Origin of the sequence: Glaciecola punicea ACAM 611 (assembly GCF_000252165.1) — a bacterium.
GTDB classification, from domain to species: Bacteria; Pseudomonadota; Gammaproteobacteria; order Enterobacterales; family Alteromonadaceae; genus Glaciecola; species Glaciecola punicea.
On record NZ_BAET01000019.1, the window covers coordinates 127132 to 145231 of the forward strand.

Consider the following 18100-nt stretch of genomic DNA (forward strand, 5'->3'; position numbering starts at 1 on the left):
TCCCAAACATGCTTTGCTACTCCACGTTAAAACTTTCGCCGCAGCCGCATTCGTTTAATGCATTCGGGTTATTGTATTTTATAATGCCATTTACACCTTCTTTCACATAATCAATCTCGGTGTTTTGCAGCAACTTTATGGCTTTTTCATCAATAGCTATTTCTAAAGAGTCACTAAATCTGAGCAGCTCGTCGCTCTCTTGTGCCTTATCAACATGATCAAGAACATAAGCGTAGCCATTACAGCCACTTTGCTTGGTAGAAAACCGAATGATTTTCTGTGGCTGTGCTTTTTGCTTACCTTCAAAATGGCGGATGGCGCTATCGGTAAGCGAAATGACTTTTTTAGTAGGTATAAAAGTTTCAACGGTCATGGTGTCTCCTAAGCCAACATTTGTTTGGCTTTTTTTAAAGCCTCAAATAATTGGTCAATATCTTTGCGAGTATTATAAATAGAAAAAGACGCGCGTGCGGTTCCCGGCAAACCCAATCTTTTCATTAAAGGTTGTGCACAGTTGTCGCCAGTGCGTATTGCCACACCTTGTTTATCTAGTATAAACCCGATATCCGCTGGATGGGCATTATCTAATTGGAAGCTCATTACGCCTATTTTATTAGGCGCGGTTCCTACTATACGCATCCCTTCAAGTTTATGGGCGCAATTTGTTGCATACTCTAATAAATCTTGTTCATGAGCTTGCATTGCTTTCATATCGAGGGCTGAGAACCAAGTGACCGCTGCGCCTAAACCAATCACGCCTGCAATGTTAGGAGTTCCTGCTTCAAGCCTATTAGGTAAATCACCCCACGTTGCATTTTGGTAGTTAACATCACTAATCATTTCGCCGCCGGTTTGCCACACCGGCCATATTTCGAGTAATTCTTTTCGTCCCCAAAGCACCCCTATTCCTGTGGGGCCAAACAATTTATGCCCTGAAAACACATAAAAATCACAGCCAATTTCCTGCACGTCCACGTCACCGTGAGCTATGCCTTGTGCGCCATCGACCAGCACCCATGCACCTTTTTGCTTCGCTTTTTTCGATATATGCGCGATAGGATTAATTGTACCCAATGCATTTGAGACGTGAGGAAGCGCCACTAATCGTGTATTTTCGCTCAATAAGGCATCAAAGGCATCTATATCTAACTCGCCAGTATCAAAAATAGGGCATATTTTTAAAGTGGCGCCACTGCGTTTACACGCCTGCTGCCATGTGACTAAATTGGCGTGGTGTTCAAGTTCGGTAACAATAATCTCGTCACCTGCTTTGAATAATTGCCCAACGCCATTGGCAACCAAATTGATTGCCTCGGTTGTTCCACTGGTCCAAATGACCTCTTCACGATGCTGGGCATTAAGGAACTGTGCCATGATATCGCGCGATTTTTCATACCGACGCGTCGCTTCATCAGACAGATGGTGCGCACCACGATGCACGTTTGCGTTGCATTGTGTATAAAAATCAATAAGCGCATCAATCACCGCCTGCGGCTTTTGTGTGGTAGCAGCGTTGTCTAAATAAGCCAGAGGCTTACCACCAACATCACGCTGTAATAGTGGAAATTGCGCTCGAATAGCAGCTACATCAAAACTCATTTAACCTCCATACTGGCAAAACGCTCACTTAGCATTGGTGAAAGCCACGTGCGAATATTCTCATTATCTATGTCGTTTACCAACTCTTGGATAAAGCCAAAATTCAGCATAACCAAAGCTTTTGAGCGCTTAATTCCGCGACTTAATAAATAGTACAGCGCCTGTTCTTCTATTTCTGCAACGGTAGCGCCATGCGCGCACTTAACGTCATCAGCATAAATCTCAAGTTCTGGTTTAGTGTTAATCATTGCTCTTCGCGACAGCAGCAAATTCCGGTTATTGAGTTCAGCTAAGGTCTTTTGAGCATCTCGGTGAATATGAATGCGGCCACTAAACACTGCACGCGCGCGATCCCCAATAATACCTCTTGCATTTTCTTCAGTCGTACCATTTGGCATTGCGTGCTCAATGGTCGAATGCAAATCAAAGAACTCACCTTCAGCCAATAAATAAATAGCATTCATCTTGGCATTAGCGTGCTCACCAGCGTGAATAATATCAACGTCTAATCGCGACAGCTCACTGCCATAAGCTACAAGTGTGCTGTTCAAATTAGCCTTGTCTTGCAAACTAAAATGACTGCCGCCCACCTGTTTTGCTGCGCCAGTAAAAAAAGCAAAGCGATAGTGCTCAAGTCTTGCTTCTTGACCAATCGCATATTCAGCAAATGCGGTCGTAAAACTAGCGGCGCTTCCGCTGCCATGCTCAATGACTTTAAGCTGACTGTTTTTACCCAAATTAACTAAAGCACGAGTGTGTGCATCACAGTCTTTAGTCGCAAGGTTCACGATACGTAGTGGGGTATCAATACTGCAGTTTTCGTCAACTTCAATATAAATACCCTGCTGGCAAATGGCGTCGTTAACTAACCCGAATACATGACGAGTAGGCTTAACATGACCAAATAGCGCCGTGATTTTTGTTTGTGCGGCGCTTGGCGCATCACTAAGTGCATGAACACTTAAACCAGTGGGCAACCTTATATCGTTTAAATTAGTCACAAGTACACCATCAACAAACACCAAGTCGATAGGGTTTAGGCCTTTAATTTGCGGCACAATGTAATTGACAGCAACGGAACTCGCCTCAACCGTACGCTCTTTTATTGAAGTTAGTGGTGTAAGACGCCACTCTTCGCTGCGCGCATGCGGCCAACCTTGCGTTTGGAGTTTAGACAGGGCTTGCTGACGCATAGGAGCCAAAAAATCGTCGACACGTTTTGCATCATCAATGACCTGAGTTAGCCATTGACTCATGCGCTTGCTCCTTCATATTCTTTACCTAAGAAAGCATAACCTTCTTTTTCGATCCTAAGGGCAAGTGATGCATCACCAGTTTTAACAATTTTGCCGTCTGCTAAAATATGCACAAAATCAGGCTTGATGTAGTCTAGTAGGCGTTGATAGTGCGTGATAATAATAAAGCTACGCGTGCTATCGCGCTGGCTATTTACGCCATTTGCGACAACTTGCAATGCATCGACGTCTAAACCAGAATCAGATTCATCTAAAATACAAAGTGAAGGTTGCAGCAAAATCATCTGCATGATTTCATTACGCTTCTTTTCGCCGCCTGAAAAGCCTTCATTTACGCCGCGCTTTAGGAAATCTAAAGGAAGTTGGACCTGGTTGCAGGCTTCTTTGGCTTTCTTCAAAAATTCAGTCGCCGACAGCCGCTCTTCACCACGTTGCTCGCGAGTTGCATTAACAGACTCTTTCATAAACTCCATATTGCTTACGCCAGGAATTTCTACCGGATACTGAAAAGCTAAAAACAAACCATTACTGGCACGCTCTTCAATGTCCATTTCAAAAAGATCTTCGCCTTTAAAGCTAACATCACCCTGTTGAACTTCGTATCCATCGCGTCCAGACAATACATAACCTAAGGTGCTTTTGCCAGCACCGTTTGGTCCCATAATCGCATGAACTTCACCAGGCTTCACTTCTAGATTCAAACCCGTCAAAATGACTTTATCTTCTACACTTGCATGCAAATTATTAATTTTTAACATATTACCCAACTGACCCTTCTAAGCTAATTTCAAGCAATTTACCTGCCTCGACAGCAAACTCCATCGGCAGCTCTTTGAATACTTCTTTACAAAATCCGTTCACAATCATCGACACGGCCTTTTCGGGATTTAATCCACGCTGGCGGCATAAAAACAATTGCTCGTCACTGACTTTCGAGGTCGTTGCCTCGTGTTCGACAATGGCGCTAGGATTGCGGCTTTCTATGTAAGGAAAGGTATGCGCACCGCATTTGTTTCCAATCAACAAAGAATCACACTCGGTGAAATTGCGCGCACCGTCTGCTTTTGGCCCCATTTTAACCAAGCCGCGATAGGTATTGTTGCTGTTTCCGGCTGATATCCCTTTTGCGATGATGGTTGAACGTGTGTTCTTGCCTAAATGTATCATTTTTGTGCCGGTGTCAGCCTGTTGATAACCTCGGGTAAGCGCTACTGAATAAAACTCCCCTACACTGTTATCACCTTTTAATATACAACTAGGGTATTTCCAGGTAACCGCTGAGCCAGTTTCAACCTGCGTCCATGATATTTTTGCATTGGTATGACAAATACCGCGCTTGGTCACAAAATTAAATATACCCCCTTTGCCATTTTCATCGCCTGGATACCAGTTTTGGACCGTAGAGTACTTAATGACTGCATCATCAAGTGCCACTAATTCAACAACAGCAGCATGCAACTGATTTTCATCACGCTGAGGCGCAGTACAACCTTCAAGATAGCTTACGTGGCTTCCCTCTTCAGCAATGATAAGTGTGCGCTCAAATTGTCCCGTGTTCATTTCATTAATTCGAAAATACGTAGACAATTCCATCGGGCATCTGACCCCTTTAGGAATGTAAACAAAAGAGCCGTCCGTAAATACTGCACTGTTTAATGCGGCAAAATAATTGTCGGCGCGCGGCACTACTGAGCCAAGATATTTTTTCACTAAGTCAGGAAACCTATGCAACGCTTCTGAAATAGAACAAAAAATAACCCCAGACTCTTCTAGCTTTGCTCTAAACGTAGTAATTACCGATACCGAATCAAAAACAATGTCTACTGCCACGCCTGCTAACATTTCTTGCTCGTGTAAGGGAATGCCTAATTTTTCATAGGTACGCAATAACTCTGGGTCAACTTCGTCAAGCGATTGAGGCTTATCAGCCATGCTTTTAGGTGCAGAATAATACGATATTGCTTGAAAATCTATTTTAGGATACTTTACGTGAGCCCAGTCAGGCTCATCCATTTTAAGCCACGTTTTATAAGCTTTTAAGCGCCAATCGAGCATCCACTGCGGCTCTTTTTTCATTTCGGAGATGCGGCGAATAACGGACTCGTCTAAACCAGTTTCGAAGGTATCTGATTCAATTTGAGAATAAAAACCGGCTTCGTACTTTCGGTCCAATGCTTGTTCGATCTGTTCACTCATATTTTGATCCCACTTTTACTTAGATTAAAATTATATGCTATCTATTACTGCCTATTTTTCACTTTCATTTTACTGTTTGTTACGGTAACTGAGTTGTAAGATTCATACGCTCACGAATAGTGATGATTTTAGCTGTTATTGATTATTTACGATAAATGTAATTCGCCAGTATTATACTGAGTTAATCACATCAATATTTGTTTCTTTAGATGTTGTTTTAAAGCAGTTTTGACGCCCGACTACTTCTTTTACATCACGTTGTTGCATTAGTTCGTGGAGCGAAATACCATTTAAAAAATCACTAATACGATCACTTAGGCTCTCCCATAAGTGATGCGTTAAGCAACGCTGGCCGCCTGAACAGTTCGCTTTACCACTGCATTTAGTTGCATCGATATTTTCATTGACCGCACCTATAATTTCACCAACTGATAAAAGGCTTGGCTCTTTAGTCAACACATAGCCGCCACCGGGGCCACGCACACTGCCGACTAATTGAGAACGCCTTAACTTTGCAAACAACTGTTCTAAATAAGACAAAGATATGTCTTGGCGTTGAGAAATATCGGCTAGTGAAACAGGACCATGTTTTGAATGTAGCGCTACGTCAAGCATAGCAGTTACCGCATAGCGACCTTTTGAAGTAAGCTTCATAATTTTCCTAGCTTTTAAAACAGTGATATTGCCATACCCGACCAAAATGGTCAAGTATTTAACCTACTAATTTGGTCAAGTACTTGTAAATGTAATTGATATGACTACTGACTCGTCTGCTTAATTTAAACACGAACTAATTTTTGTATCATATCTTTAGAGGGTCTAACGTGGCCAAGCAGAAGCTGCATCAACGTTTTATTCATGTCGAGCTAGGGCATTTGGGATAGTTTTATATTCGGTATAAACCGCGAAAGAAAATGGGCTTATTTCCTTCGATTATCTTATGCATGTGCTAGAAAAATCTATCGAGCCGGATTGCAACGCAAAAAGTCTAAGGCCATGGAATGTTACGCTAGACTAGATGTAATTGGTCGGACGCTTACGCTCTAAACATTAAAATGTGAACTAAACTTATACTCTAAGTACATTCTTAAGTGGTTCTAGGTATTCTTCAAATTTTTGCCAGTGTTCCAATCCTTTATTGTAAATAGGTTGTCTCACCTGTTCTGAACTTGCCGTTCGCACTGAACGTTTTGTTTTATGAAAATTCAAACAATTTTCCTCAAATGGCAACCCACAGAACTCAAGAAGTCTGCGTACTTGCATTTCTAAGTCAGCAACAACGTCTTCATACTGCACACGGAGTATTTTGCCTGGTAAAACCGAATCCCAGTGGTCCATCAATTGAACATAATCATTATAATAGTGACCTATATCTTCCAGGCTATAACTAAATTCTTGACCTTCTGCAAATAACTGCTTAAAACCACTAAAGCAGCAAGCTAGAGGATGACGACGTGCATCAATAATTTTTGCATTAGGAAGTATCAAATGAATAAGGCCTATATGTCTGAAGTTATTAGGCATTTTGTCGATGAAGTAAGGCGCTTCTTTACGGTGAACCTGTGTATCTTTAATAAAAGCGTCACCAAATTTTTTCAATTGCTCAGCAGAAAGTTCTTCTAGCACTTTAGGGTATCGCTTCGTATCATTAATACTACGTCGACCACTGAGTCTATGTGATAAAGCCATAATATTGGGTAATTCCATCGTGCCGTCAACTTGAGAATGTGATGATAATATTTGCTCAAGTAAGGTCGATCCCGAACGTGGCAATCCGACAATAAATATTGGATCGGCTGCTTGACAACTGTGCGCCACTTTATTTCTAAATAACGCTGGTTTACACACCTCTATTTGCGCTTGGCACTGCGACGCTATTTGCTGCGCACTATAATTTAGTTGTTTCTTCTTTAACGCATTACCACGTTCGTAATAGCTAAAAGCATCCGTATAAGATCCTCTATCCTCAAACGCTTTACCTAAAGCAAAACAGAGATGAAATCGGTCTTCAAATAGTGTTTCTTCTGCCTGTTCACGCGCTTGCATTTTAACGATTTCTTCATCAGTAAAATGATAAGTTTTTAGGTTTGCTAAACTCCAAAATGCATCACCAAAATTTTCTTTGGATATACAAGCTTGTCGATAAGCAATGATAGCATTTTCTGTTTGGCCTATTGTTTTATAAGCATGACCTTGCATAATGAGCACGCCCGAATCATCAGGTATCTTATTTAATAAGGTTTTATAAACATCTAGTGCTTTATCGAAATTACCTACCGCTTGATTTTCATTAGCAAAGATCATTTGATAGCGAAGATTACTTGGAGCGCTCCTACGCAAAATGTCAGCTTGTTCAAGTGCTTTTTGATACTTTTGTCTTCTATGTAAAACATTAACATAGTCACTGCGTGCCTGATGAAAATTGGGTTCAAACGTTAAGCAACTCTCTAACAAAAACTCAGCATCATCGAGCACTTTATGTTTTACACCAATGCTAGCGAGCAAACGCATAGCTTCTACATTTTTGGGATGTTTTTTCAAAAAGAATCGACAGAGATCTTCTGCTTTAGCTAGCTTGTCGTCACACAAAAAGCTATTAACACTAAGTAACTCTTTTGGCATGTTAGACCAATATGCATATTGTGTATAAGCTTCATTCGATGCCACCTTGTTATCCTGAATCTTGTGTAATTCAGCTAACGATTTCCAGCTTGCTATCAATGTAGGGTTGAGTAATATCGCTTGTTCAAACGATCTTATAGCAGCAAAATAATCAGTAGAACGGTAGTTATGGCCTTCTTCTTGAAAAGCCCGTGCATAATTTGGATGGTAAGATTTAAGCTGTTTTAATACTGATAACGCTTTATCTTTTTGATTTAAGTATCGTTGACAAACAGCAACAATATATAAAGCGTCTACATTATCGGGCGCTTGCGTTAGCAAGCCATTAAGCAAATCAATAGATTCAATGTATTGTTGCTTTTGTAATAAATTCTTTGCTTGTTCAATAATCTTTTCTGATCTTATATTGTCTGAGGGTAAGTAGGCACTCATACATTTTGCTCCAATTTCTGTATATCAATATCATTGCATATTATTATAATCGAGTAGGGTAAGGCTTATGCCTAATTCCTCTCGCAGAACCGAACATACGTACCTCGATAAGGCTCATGCAATCTACTATTTCTAGTAATTAGAAGCAAGAACACCTGTTTTCACTTCGCCTACGGGATATAATCCTATTTCGTCGAACCAGCTGTTTGGCATGGCATAACTTGTCAGAGGACTGGTGCTATTGCGCCATGGACTCAGGTTTCTTTCAACCTGACGGATTTACCAGCTTCGCTAGGCAAACAAAAAGGCGATTTAAAAATAAATCGCCTCATAACAACGTAACTTTTTCTAAATATTAATAAAAGTCGTAAGAGAAACGTAGGCCAATAGTACGAGGACGATTAACCGTTATTCGTCTAATATCATCTTGGGTATTTATATGTTTTTCAACCAGTTCATCGGTTAAATTTTCAACATATAATTCAACACCAAATTCTTCATAATTAGCTCCAATTGATGCATGTGCAACAGCGTAACTCGATTGTAATTCGCGTACATCTGACTGTAATGAACTGAAACTTTCGTCAGAATATTGTGCACTTAATTGCCCGTAAGCATCAATGTCACCCATCACGGTCATATCGTATCGGGCACGTAAGCTATATTGTAACTCTGGTGCTAAAGGCAGTTGGCTACCAACAGGCGCAAGAGTGAAATCAATACCGTTATTAAGGCTTGTGACTTCAGAATTATTAAAAGATACAGCACCAAACAGTGTTAGGTTATTACTTGCTGCCCAAGTTAAATCAAATTCTACACCAGTAATTTCTGCATCAGCTACATTACTAGTAAACGTTAGGCCGCTAATATTGGTATTATCAAGAACAGCGATTTGAATATCAGACCAATCAATTTTATAAATAGCACCATTAAATCGTAAATTACCATCAGCTAAGGTTGTTTTCCAACCAAATTCCATGTTGGTTAAATCGTCACTTTCATAGGTTGCAGGTACAACAAAACCTTCAAATTGAGGTAAGTTATTGGTATTCGTCGCTGGGCCAGACAGTCTATTAAACCCACCAGGGCGATAGCCTTGAGAAAACGTACCGTAAAATAAAACATCTTTATTTAAATGATAATCTAGTGTCACTTTACCAATACTACCATCCTGCTTTAAAGGACTAATCTCAGCTAAGCTAGTATCATAGTTTCTTCCATAGCTAGGGGCATCTTCTGTCGCACCAAAAGCGCTAGTCGTTGCAAAACTAGATGATCCCTTAAAGGTTGCTTCAAGCTCATAATATCGAGCTCCAAGCGTTAATGTTAAATCATCTGTAATATCAAAATATACTTCACCGAAAATAGCAATCTGCTTTTCATTACGTGTTAAATCATTGATAAACGTAACGGTAGCATCCTTAAAATCTGAATCATTTGCGGTAGCATCAGGAAACGCTCGGTTTGGGAAAAAACCAAGTTCAGGTGCTGCAGCATAATCAAAATCACCAACATGGGTGATCTCTTGATCATCATAAAATACGCCAACGACTGCACTCAAACGATTTTCAGATGACGTGACTACACGAAATTCGTGAGTTTCACGGGTATTAGTAACATTTGCAAGAAAACGTTTATTAGGATCAAGACAATTTCTAACAACCCCGTAGGTACAAGTATAATAATCAGAAGCAAAACCACCACTGTTATTATAACCAATATAATCTATAGATTGCTGAACTTCTCGGTCCAAATAACCACCGGTATATACAAAGTCTAGCTCTGCAATACGCGCTTCTATTGACCATGATGTTAAATCAAAATCATCATCCAATCTGTCTTTAGAGAATCGAGATACGTTACGTTCACCCAAAGTAGGGTCATAATCAAAAACACCATCAACATCTAAGTTTTGATGAGTATGTTGTACTAATACACTCAAATCATCGTTCACTTCCCATTGAATGCCGACACGTCCACCAACATATTTACTATCATTAAAATCATCTTCAACAAATTTACTATTATCAACCTCGGTAAAGGTTGCGTCTAACCACTGATCTTCCAAACCTTGTGAAATATCACCATTGTTAAAAAAATCTGGATTAGGGTTAGGATTGACAGAAGGATTGACTGTAAATGTATTTAGCACATTATCAATAAACCCGCCTTGGCGATCATTAAAATAGGTGAAGCGAACTGCTAATTCATCATCAATAATTGGGATATTGACAAAACCTTCCACAGCGCCACTGTCATCTCCCCCTTTTGTTTGTGAATAATCAAGATCAAAACCCGCTGTAAATTCAGATGTATCTGGTTTATTGGTAATAATTCTAACCGCACCAGCCTGAGCACTCGCACCAAATAGTGTGCCTTGTGGACCAGCTAATACTTCTAAACGTTCAACATCGGTAATATACACATCAAGATTGCGTCCACCCAGGCTGATTGCTTGTTCATCTAGATAAAACCCAACATTAGGTGCAGGTGAAAACTCGGCTCCGATAATACCATTTGCATCTAAGGCAACGCCTCGGATATAAACTTCAGATTGACCCGGTCCACGCCCACCGGCACTTACGCTAGGTAGAAATTCAATGTAATCTTCAAATTTTGATACGCGCAATTGCTCTAAGGCCTCTTGACTTAAAGCTTGAACAGATATTGGCACATCTTGCACACTTTCCATACGCTTTGAAGCCGTTACCATCACTGTTTCAATGTCTGCAAAAGCAAACGGTGAATTGACAATTGTAGCCATGGCAACACCAATTGCACAGCCTAGTTTGGTTTTATTAAACACGATCATACCTCTAATTTTTATTATTTTTTTTTCATTATTTTAATTTTTGAGCTATTCGCAGTGTTATTTGCGAAAAGCTCTCCTTCACTTCAATGCTCTTTTTGTGTCCATTTTTATCATGAGGTGTCTCATGAAAGATTTCAAAACGCTTTGCTTCTAATCTAAGTTAATCCATGCCGATTTACTTTGTGTATAGCCGATAAAGCATTCAATTGATTTATCACGAGTATTACCAGATTGTTTATAACCACCAAAGGGCTGTGTCATATCACCGTCCCCAAAACAATTAACCCAAACAACACCCGCTTCAATCCCTTTAATCATTCGATGGGCCGTTTTTAAATCAGCTGTCCAAACACTCGCCGCTAGGCCAAAGATAGAATCATTAGCAATAGCAAGGGCATGTTGTTCATCATCAAAACGAATAGCTACAGCAACAGGGCCAAAAATTTCGTCCTGAGCAATAGTCATGTGTGATTCAACGTTGCTTAGTAGCGTTGGTTGAACATAGGCACCTTGTTCAAAAGCAGAGGATGCTCTTCCACCAAAAACTAGTTTTGCGCCTTCTTTAATACCTTGCTCTATTTTTGCTAAAACATTTTTTTGATGTAAATGTGTAACCACAGGACCCAAGGTTGTTGCTGGATTTAAAGGCTCACCATGTTGATAAACTGCTTGGCTTCTTTGAGTAAATTTTTCAATAAAGACATCATAAATATCGCGATGCACTAACAAGCGCGAGCCGGCATTGCATACTTGGCCTGCATTGTCGAATATACCTGCAAAAGCATAATCAACAGCTCGGTCTATGTCTTCAAGATCAGACATGAAAATTTGTGGGCTTTTGCCACCTGTTTCTAAAGCCACTCGTTTCAAGTTCGACTGAGCAGCATAAATCATCAATTGTTTACCAACTGCCGTAGAACCTGTAAAACTGATTTTTGCAACATCCATATGCAAAGCCAAGGCTTTACCAGCCTCTTGACCATAACCATTCACTACATTAAAAACGCCTGCTGGTCCGCCTGCTTTGACAAATAACTGAGCCAATTTGATACAACTTAAAGGAGCATTTTCAGAAGGTTTTAAAACAACGCAGTTACCAGCAGCCAATGCTGGAGCTACTTTCCAAACAGCCATTAATAAAGGGTAGTTCCAAGCAGAAATAGCACCGACAACACCTAAAGGTTCCCTGAGTATCATATGTAAGGCATTGTTGTCAGTATTCGTTACTGCGCCGTTAATCTTATCGATACACTCGGCAAAATAACGTAAAGAAACCACTACTTCAGGCAAATCAATTGTTAGCGCATCGGTTATTGGTTTACCCATATCCAAACTTTCCAACAGTGCAAGTTCAGCAGCATGCGTTTCAACCAAATCAGCAAAACGTAGCAGTATTGTTATCCGTTCTCTTGTCGGCAGATTCTTCCAACGTCCGTCTTCCCAAGCTCTTTTAGCTGCAGCCACTGCAAGGTTAATATCCTCAACACCCCCACAAGCAACAGATGCAAGCACTTTTCCTGTCGCAGGGTTAATTGTTTCAAACCTTGCGCCACTTGCAGCCGCAACACAAGAACCATCGATAAACAGTTCAGTTTCTATTTTCAGGTTGTCCGCCAAGTTAACCCAATCATCATGTGATAAGTTTTCTGGGGCTACGTTAGTCATAGTTTCAGTTAACATATATATACTCGTTTATGTGATATTTTATCGGCATTGCTCATTCACAATGCATAACGAAATTTTGAATATTGAGATTTATCTAGATAGGTAGATTAGTGTTAAACATCACTTCAGCACAATTGATATTTTTTGGTGTATTGATTAATATTTCTTACTTATAAAAAATCATGAACGGTTGTCTTCTAGGATCATGTCGGCTCCCTTTTCCGCAACCATCATTACAGGTGCATTGATATTGCCAGAGGTTATATTGGGGAAAATCGATGCATCTACGACGCGAAGGCCTTTAATACCATGCACACGTAGACGATGATCAACAACCGAATTTTTTGGCTCATTCCCCATAGCACAAGTACCACAAAGATGATAAATAGAGCTTGCTTGTTCACGAACATACTTCAACAAACTTGCCTCATCAGTAACCTCTTCGCCCGGTTTAACTTCTTCTTCAGTTACCGCTTTAAGCGCAGGAGCTTGCATAAATTTACGAATGAGTTTGTGCCCCTGCAACACTTCTTCGATGTCTTTTTGAGTCGATAAGTAATTAGGGTTAATTAATGGTGCATCTAGTGGGTTACTCGACGTCAGTTCAATTGTACCTTTACTACTCGGGCGACAAGAGTTGAAAGCAAGCAAAAAACCAGAATAAGGATCGGGGGCTAATGTTGCCTTAGGATCCGTCGGTATTTCATACGACATTGGATTAAAATATAATTGAATATTTGGTGAATCTTCCATTTCGCCGCCTTTAAAAAATCCTCCTCCCTGGTTAACGCTAATCGCTAAAGGGCCGCTACGGTTAAAAGCGTATTGCAAACCAGCTTTAGTTTGCCCCCATAACGAGCCTAAATCATCGTTGAGCGTTTTAACATTGGCTCGGTAGTAATAGCTAACACACAGGTGGTCTTGCAAGTTTTTCCCTACCGCAGGGGAGTGCAGCACTACAGATATATTATGCTTATCTAATAGCTTTTCATCTGCCACCCCGGAAAGTTGTAGTAACTTGGGCGAGTCGACAGCACCAGCAGCTAAAATAATCTCTTTATTAACAGTTAAAGTTTGATTTACGCCATTTTTATTTATTTCCAATGCATAAGCACGTTTGTTTACATCAAAGAGAACTTTTTCGGTAACAGTGTGATGCCATATAGTCAAATTAGACCGTTTTAATGCGGGTTTAAGATAAGCGGTGTTGCTAGAATCGCGAAAGCCCTTGTGTATATTAGCTTCGTAAATGCCCGCACCTTCAAACTCAGCACCATTAAAATCATCATTGATTTTAAAACCTAGTTCTTTGCTGGCTTTAAGATAATGCGCACAAAGAGGATGGGCACTCTGGGACATTTGTGTAATACCCATTTTTCCCTTAGCAGAATGAAATTCGGTATCGCCAAGAGGATGTTTTTCCATTTTCTTAAAGTAAGGTAATACATCTTGATAGGACCATCCTTTATTACCCGCTGCCGCCCAATCGTCAAAATCAGATGCCTGTCCGCGTACATAGATCATTGCATTAATAGAACCAGACCCTCCTTGCCCTTTACCACGAGGAGCGTACATCTTACGCCCATCCATATTTTCTTGTTTTTCGCTGTAGTACATATAATTATAGGTAGGGTGATAATAAGTTTTAGCAAACCCTACTGGTAATTTAATCCACGGTAGACGGTCTTTGCCACCCGCCTCTAATAACAGCACTTTATGTTGTCCTGACTCACTGAGCCTATCAGCAAGAACACAGCCAGCGGAGCCTGCACCAACAATAATAAAATCATAAGTCATTTTAGCTATTCTCTTTGGTAGATAACTTCCAATCTTCGTTAGACTGTTCTTTGAAGTCGTAAGGTTTTGAAGCCATTGATAGGTGTAATGCTTTTCCGGTATAAGGTGAATTAGCTCTTACTACATCCATATTTAACTCAATACCAAGACCTGGCTTTTTAGATGGAATAATGTAACCGTCTTGCCAATCAATTTTTTCTTGCAGTACTTCTGCATGAAACCCATCCCAAGTCATGATACTTTCTTGAATAAGAAAATTAGGTGTTGCAGTAGCGAGTTGAATACTTGCTGCAGCACCAACAGGACCGTTATAAAGATGAGGCGCAATTTGTGCGTAATAGACTTCAGCAATGCTGGCAATTTTTTTCGCTTCTAAAATGCCACCAACACGCCCTAAGTTCATCTGTATAATCGAGGCGGAGCCATTTTTGAGTAAGTCAAAAAACTCATATTTGGTGGTCAGGCGTTCACCGGTGGCAACAGGAATGCTCGTTTTTGCTGCCACTTGTGCCATTGCTTCTGACTGGCCCGGAGGCACAGGCTCTTCAAACCATAATGGATCGAAAGGCTCTAAACGTTTTGCTAATCGAATGGCGGAGGCTGGGGTCATTTGTCCGTGAGTTCCGATCAACAAATCGCATTTATTACCAACGGTTTCACGAATACGTTGGCAAAATGTAGCAGCTTTATCAAGGGCTTCAAGTGACAGTTGATGACCACTATATGCAGTGTAAGGACCAACGGGATCAAATTTTAGGGCGGTGAATCCTTGCTCCATATTTTTTTGAGCACATTCGACAGCTAACTCGATATTGTCATAATCATATTCACCTGCATTGTTTTTAGGATATAAATAGGTGTAAGTCCGGAGTTTGTCATGAACTCTTCCTCCTATTAATTCATATACTGGTTTATTAGCGGCCTTACCAACAATGTCCCAGCAAGCCATTTCTAATGCGCTAACTACTCCCATCATGCTAAGATCTGGTCGCTGGGTAAAACCACTAGAATAAGCTTCGCGAAAAAATCGTTCAATATGATGGGGATCATAGCCCTTAAGATATCGGTCAAAAACATCGTCAATCGCTAAAAGCATGACATTAGGATGAAATGTTGAGGCGTAAATTTCACCAATACCTTCAATGCCACAATCAGTTCTTATTGAGACAAAAATCCAGTACATCCCACCAAGGTGCGGGGGAGGGGTTGCTACAACATGAGATTCACAAGAAACTACTTTCATAATATTACCCTTTTTTGATAACTAACATACGCTTAAGCCTCAAGGTCGCCAAAACGTCCAAGAAACCCATAGCAGCGATATAGCCGAAATAAAGTTGATATACCGTCACACCTTCATAGTATGTAGCGATATAACTATTGATTTGTGGAAGAAATATGTCTGGGGTATAAGCGAGTAAAGAGATGACTCCAACAGCTAAACCGGTAAGATGAATTGGCACATGACAATCACCAATAATTTCACAATATATACCGCGTATCGCGTAGGTCATTAAGCCAATGAGCAAGACAAGTAACAAAAGTTGGAAATAACGTTTAACATTTGATTGCATACGCGCTTGGCTGTGCGCTGTTATTCTCCTTCCTATCATCTTAGTCTTGCTGCAAGTTGCATTGGCCATTATGTATTACCTCCGACCGAGTGATATGATTATGGAATGAATAACAGAGTTAAGCGTTAATATTTCAATACCACCAATCGAGTCTGTGTAAATTCAAGCATTCCATGTTTGCCGTCATCACCACCTAGACCTGAGCGCTTCCATCCAGCATGATAGCCTTGGTAAGGATCTGATGGTGTACGATTAATATAAACTTCACCCGCTTCAATCTCATTGGCAACTTTCATTGCCGTACGATAATTTTCTGTATAAATCACCGAAGATAGACCAAACTGATGATCGTTAGCTAATGCTAATGCTTCTTCCGCTGTGCTGTATTTTAATACGGGCAATACTGGGCCGAAAATTTCTTCTTGTACAATTTCCATATCCTGTCTACAGTTTGTCAGCAAGGTAGGTGGGTAGAAGTGGCCAGGGCCTTCTGGAATAAAACCACCTACTTCTAATGAGGCCCCATCATCAATTGCTCTTTCTACCATTTGATGAATATTCAAACGGGCATTTTCGTTGATCAGTGGTCCCATAAAATCGGGATTTTCAATACGATTTCCGAATGATCTGTTGATCATGTTTTGGCGCAGCAATCCGACAAATTCATCGTAAATATCTTCGTGCACATAAACACGCTCTACGGCTGTACAAAGCTGACCACAATTGCTAGTTCTGGATGCTACTATCTCCTTTGCAGCTTTTTCTAAATCGGCATCAGCCTCGACTATAGCTGGTGTCTTTCCACCAAGCTCCAAGGAAGATTTAGCAATATTTACTTGGGAGTATTCCAACACTTTACGTCCCGCACCAACACTGCCGGTAAGGGTAATCATGCCTACTTTAGGGTGAGTACATAAAAGCTCTGCAGTGGCATGTGTCATGGCTAAAATATTAACAACACCTTTAGGAATTCCTGCATCTTGTATAGCTTTGGCAATGGCAAAGGCCGAACAAGGAGTGTTATTACTAGGACGAACAATCACGGTATTGCCGGTGATGAGCGCTGGCGCTATTTTCCGTAACAAAGTATAAACAGGGAAATTAAACGGGATCAATGCGGCCACAACACCAATGGGTTCGCGCTGTAATAGCAAATTTTCATTCGGCGTATCACTAGGAATAATTTCACCTTCAATACGGCGTGCCCACTCAGCATGATAACGGGTAATCTCAGAAGCATAGACCGTTTCATTGGTGGCATCTTCGAGGCTTTTACCTGATTCTTTTGCTAATATTGCACCTATTTCAGCTTGACGTACCAATAAAGCATCCGCCAAACGTTGCAGATAGTTACCACGTTCGATACTCGTTAGTTTACGCCATTTCCGCTGAGCTTCCGCAGCGCAAGTAACAGCGTGTATGGTTTCTTCTGAACTTGCGAGCGGAACCTGTGCAACAATTTCCCCGTTCGCTGGATTATAAACTTGTATCAAATCGTTGGCTGTTGTTCCTACGAATTCATTATTAATGAAATTTTGTTCAATTCTCATTGTGATTGCCCTAGGTAGTTTAGATCTCTTCATTCTATGTCTTGTTAAAAAAAATTGTCAATGCCTTTCTATATTTAAAATATAAATTCTATATATAGAATTTATCTATTTTATATATGATAGGTAATGGTGTGATTTTAATTTAATTAAGTTAAAAAATGAGGCGGGAAAACTTTAAGAAGATTGGCTTGGCCTATTTTTTTTTGTTTTTTAACTATATTATTCAGCTTCTTATTTACTTAAGTGAGTATTTTTTAATAAGAATATAGGATAGAATTAAATTCCATATATAAAATAAAAATTAATTGCATATGACGTCTCTCAAAGAAAAATCCAAAGCCCCAGCAGTTGATAGTTCTGTACTGATGCTAGATCTGTTAGCTAAATCAGCCTATCCCTTAACCTTATCTGAGATTTGTTTACAGGTAAATATTCCTCCTGCCAGTGGTCATCGTATTATTAATGCTTTACTTGAACACCAAATGGTAGCGCTAGATCCAAGCAGAAAAAAATCTTACTGTATTGGTTCGAAAATATTTCAAATCGCATCCACTATATATAACAAACAAAGCATTATTCCGGTTTTTTATCCCGTTT

Annotated in this window: 14 protein-coding genes; 1 reads left to right on the forward strand and 13 read right to left on the reverse strand. The window is 40.3% G+C overall.

Features of this window, described 5'->3' with window-relative positions:
* Nucleotides 1-16: 16 nt before the first annotated feature.
* From GPUN_RS08675 to aldA, 13 genes are all read right to left on the reverse strand, one after another.
* The gene (locus tag GPUN_RS08675) at nucleotides 17-373 is read right to left on the reverse strand and encodes a HesB/IscA family protein (protein WP_006005685.1); all 357 of its coding nucleotides are present in this window, start codon (nucleotides 371-373) and stop codon (nucleotides 17-19) included.
* 8 nt (nucleotides 374-381) lie between these two features.
* Complete coding sequence (locus GPUN_RS08680; RefSeq protein WP_006005688.1) at nucleotides 382-1599, reverse strand: aminotransferase class V-fold PLP-dependent enzyme; 1218 nt, start codon at nucleotides 1597-1599, stop codon at nucleotides 382-384.
* Nucleotides 1596-2855, reverse strand: a complete 1260-nt coding sequence (gene sufD, locus GPUN_RS08685; RefSeq protein ID WP_006005690.1) for a Fe-S cluster assembly protein SufD — start codon at nucleotides 2853-2855, stop codon at nucleotides 1596-1598. Before sufD ends, GPUN_RS08680 begins: the two co-directional genes overlap by 4 nt.
* Nucleotides 2852-3613 (reverse strand): Fe-S cluster assembly ATPase SufC, encoded by a 762-nt coding sequence (sufC, locus tag GPUN_RS08690; RefSeq protein ID WP_006005692.1) that lies wholly within the window; start codon nucleotides 3611-3613, stop codon nucleotides 2852-2854. Before sufC ends, sufD begins: the two co-directional genes overlap by 4 nt.
* A gap of 1 nt (nucleotide 3614) precedes the next feature.
* Complete coding sequence (gene sufB, locus GPUN_RS08695; RefSeq protein ID WP_006005694.1) at nucleotides 3615-5051, reverse strand: Fe-S cluster assembly protein SufB; 1437 nt, start codon at nucleotides 5049-5051, stop codon at nucleotides 3615-3617.
* Nucleotides 5052-5222: 171 nt separating this feature from the next.
* A complete protein-coding gene (iscR, locus tag GPUN_RS08700; protein ID WP_006005697.1) occupies nucleotides 5223-5705 on the reverse strand; it encodes a Fe-S cluster assembly transcriptional regulator IscR in 483 nt (160 codons plus the stop codon).
* Nucleotides 5706-6119: 414 nt separating this feature from the next.
* Complete coding sequence (locus tag GPUN_RS08705; protein ID WP_006005700.1) at nucleotides 6120-8105, reverse strand: tetratricopeptide repeat-containing sulfotransferase family protein; 1986 nt, start codon at nucleotides 8103-8105, stop codon at nucleotides 6120-6122.
* 355 nt (nucleotides 8106-8460) lie between these two features.
* Nucleotides 8461-10911, reverse strand: a complete 2451-nt coding sequence (locus tag GPUN_RS08710; protein ID WP_202946224.1) for a TonB-dependent receptor — start codon at nucleotides 10909-10911, stop codon at nucleotides 8461-8463.
* A 156-nt stretch (nucleotides 10912-11067) separates the two neighbouring features.
* Entirely contained in the window at nucleotides 11068-12597 is a 1530-nt protein-coding gene (locus GPUN_RS08715; protein ID WP_006005704.1) for an aldehyde dehydrogenase family protein, read from the reverse strand.
* 165 nt (nucleotides 12598-12762) lie between these two features.
* The gene (locus GPUN_RS08720; RefSeq protein WP_006005707.1) at nucleotides 12763-14379 is read right to left on the reverse strand and encodes a GMC family oxidoreductase; all 1617 of its coding nucleotides are present in this window, start codon (nucleotides 14377-14379) and stop codon (nucleotides 12763-12765) included.
* 1 nt (nucleotide 14380) lies between these two features.
* Entirely contained in the window at nucleotides 14381-15622 is a 1242-nt protein-coding gene (locus GPUN_RS08725) for a mandelate racemase/muconate lactonizing enzyme family protein (RefSeq protein WP_040520735.1), read from the reverse strand.
* A gap of 4 nt (nucleotides 15623-15626) precedes the next feature.
* Entirely contained in the window at nucleotides 15627-16022 is a 396-nt protein-coding gene (locus GPUN_RS08730; protein WP_040520738.1) for a hypothetical protein, read from the reverse strand.
* A 56-nt stretch (nucleotides 16023-16078) separates the two neighbouring features.
* Nucleotides 16079-17503, reverse strand: a complete 1425-nt coding sequence (aldA, locus tag GPUN_RS08735) for an aldehyde dehydrogenase (RefSeq protein WP_006005711.1) — start codon at nucleotides 17501-17503, stop codon at nucleotides 16079-16081.
* Nucleotides 17504-17814: 311 nt separating this feature from the next.
* On the opposite strand from aldA, the gene GPUN_RS08740 reads away from it, so the two are divergent.
* Nucleotides 17815-18100, forward strand: a 286-nt coding sequence (locus GPUN_RS08740; RefSeq protein WP_040520775.1) for a helix-turn-helix domain-containing protein, incomplete at its 3' end; no start/stop codon positions are given.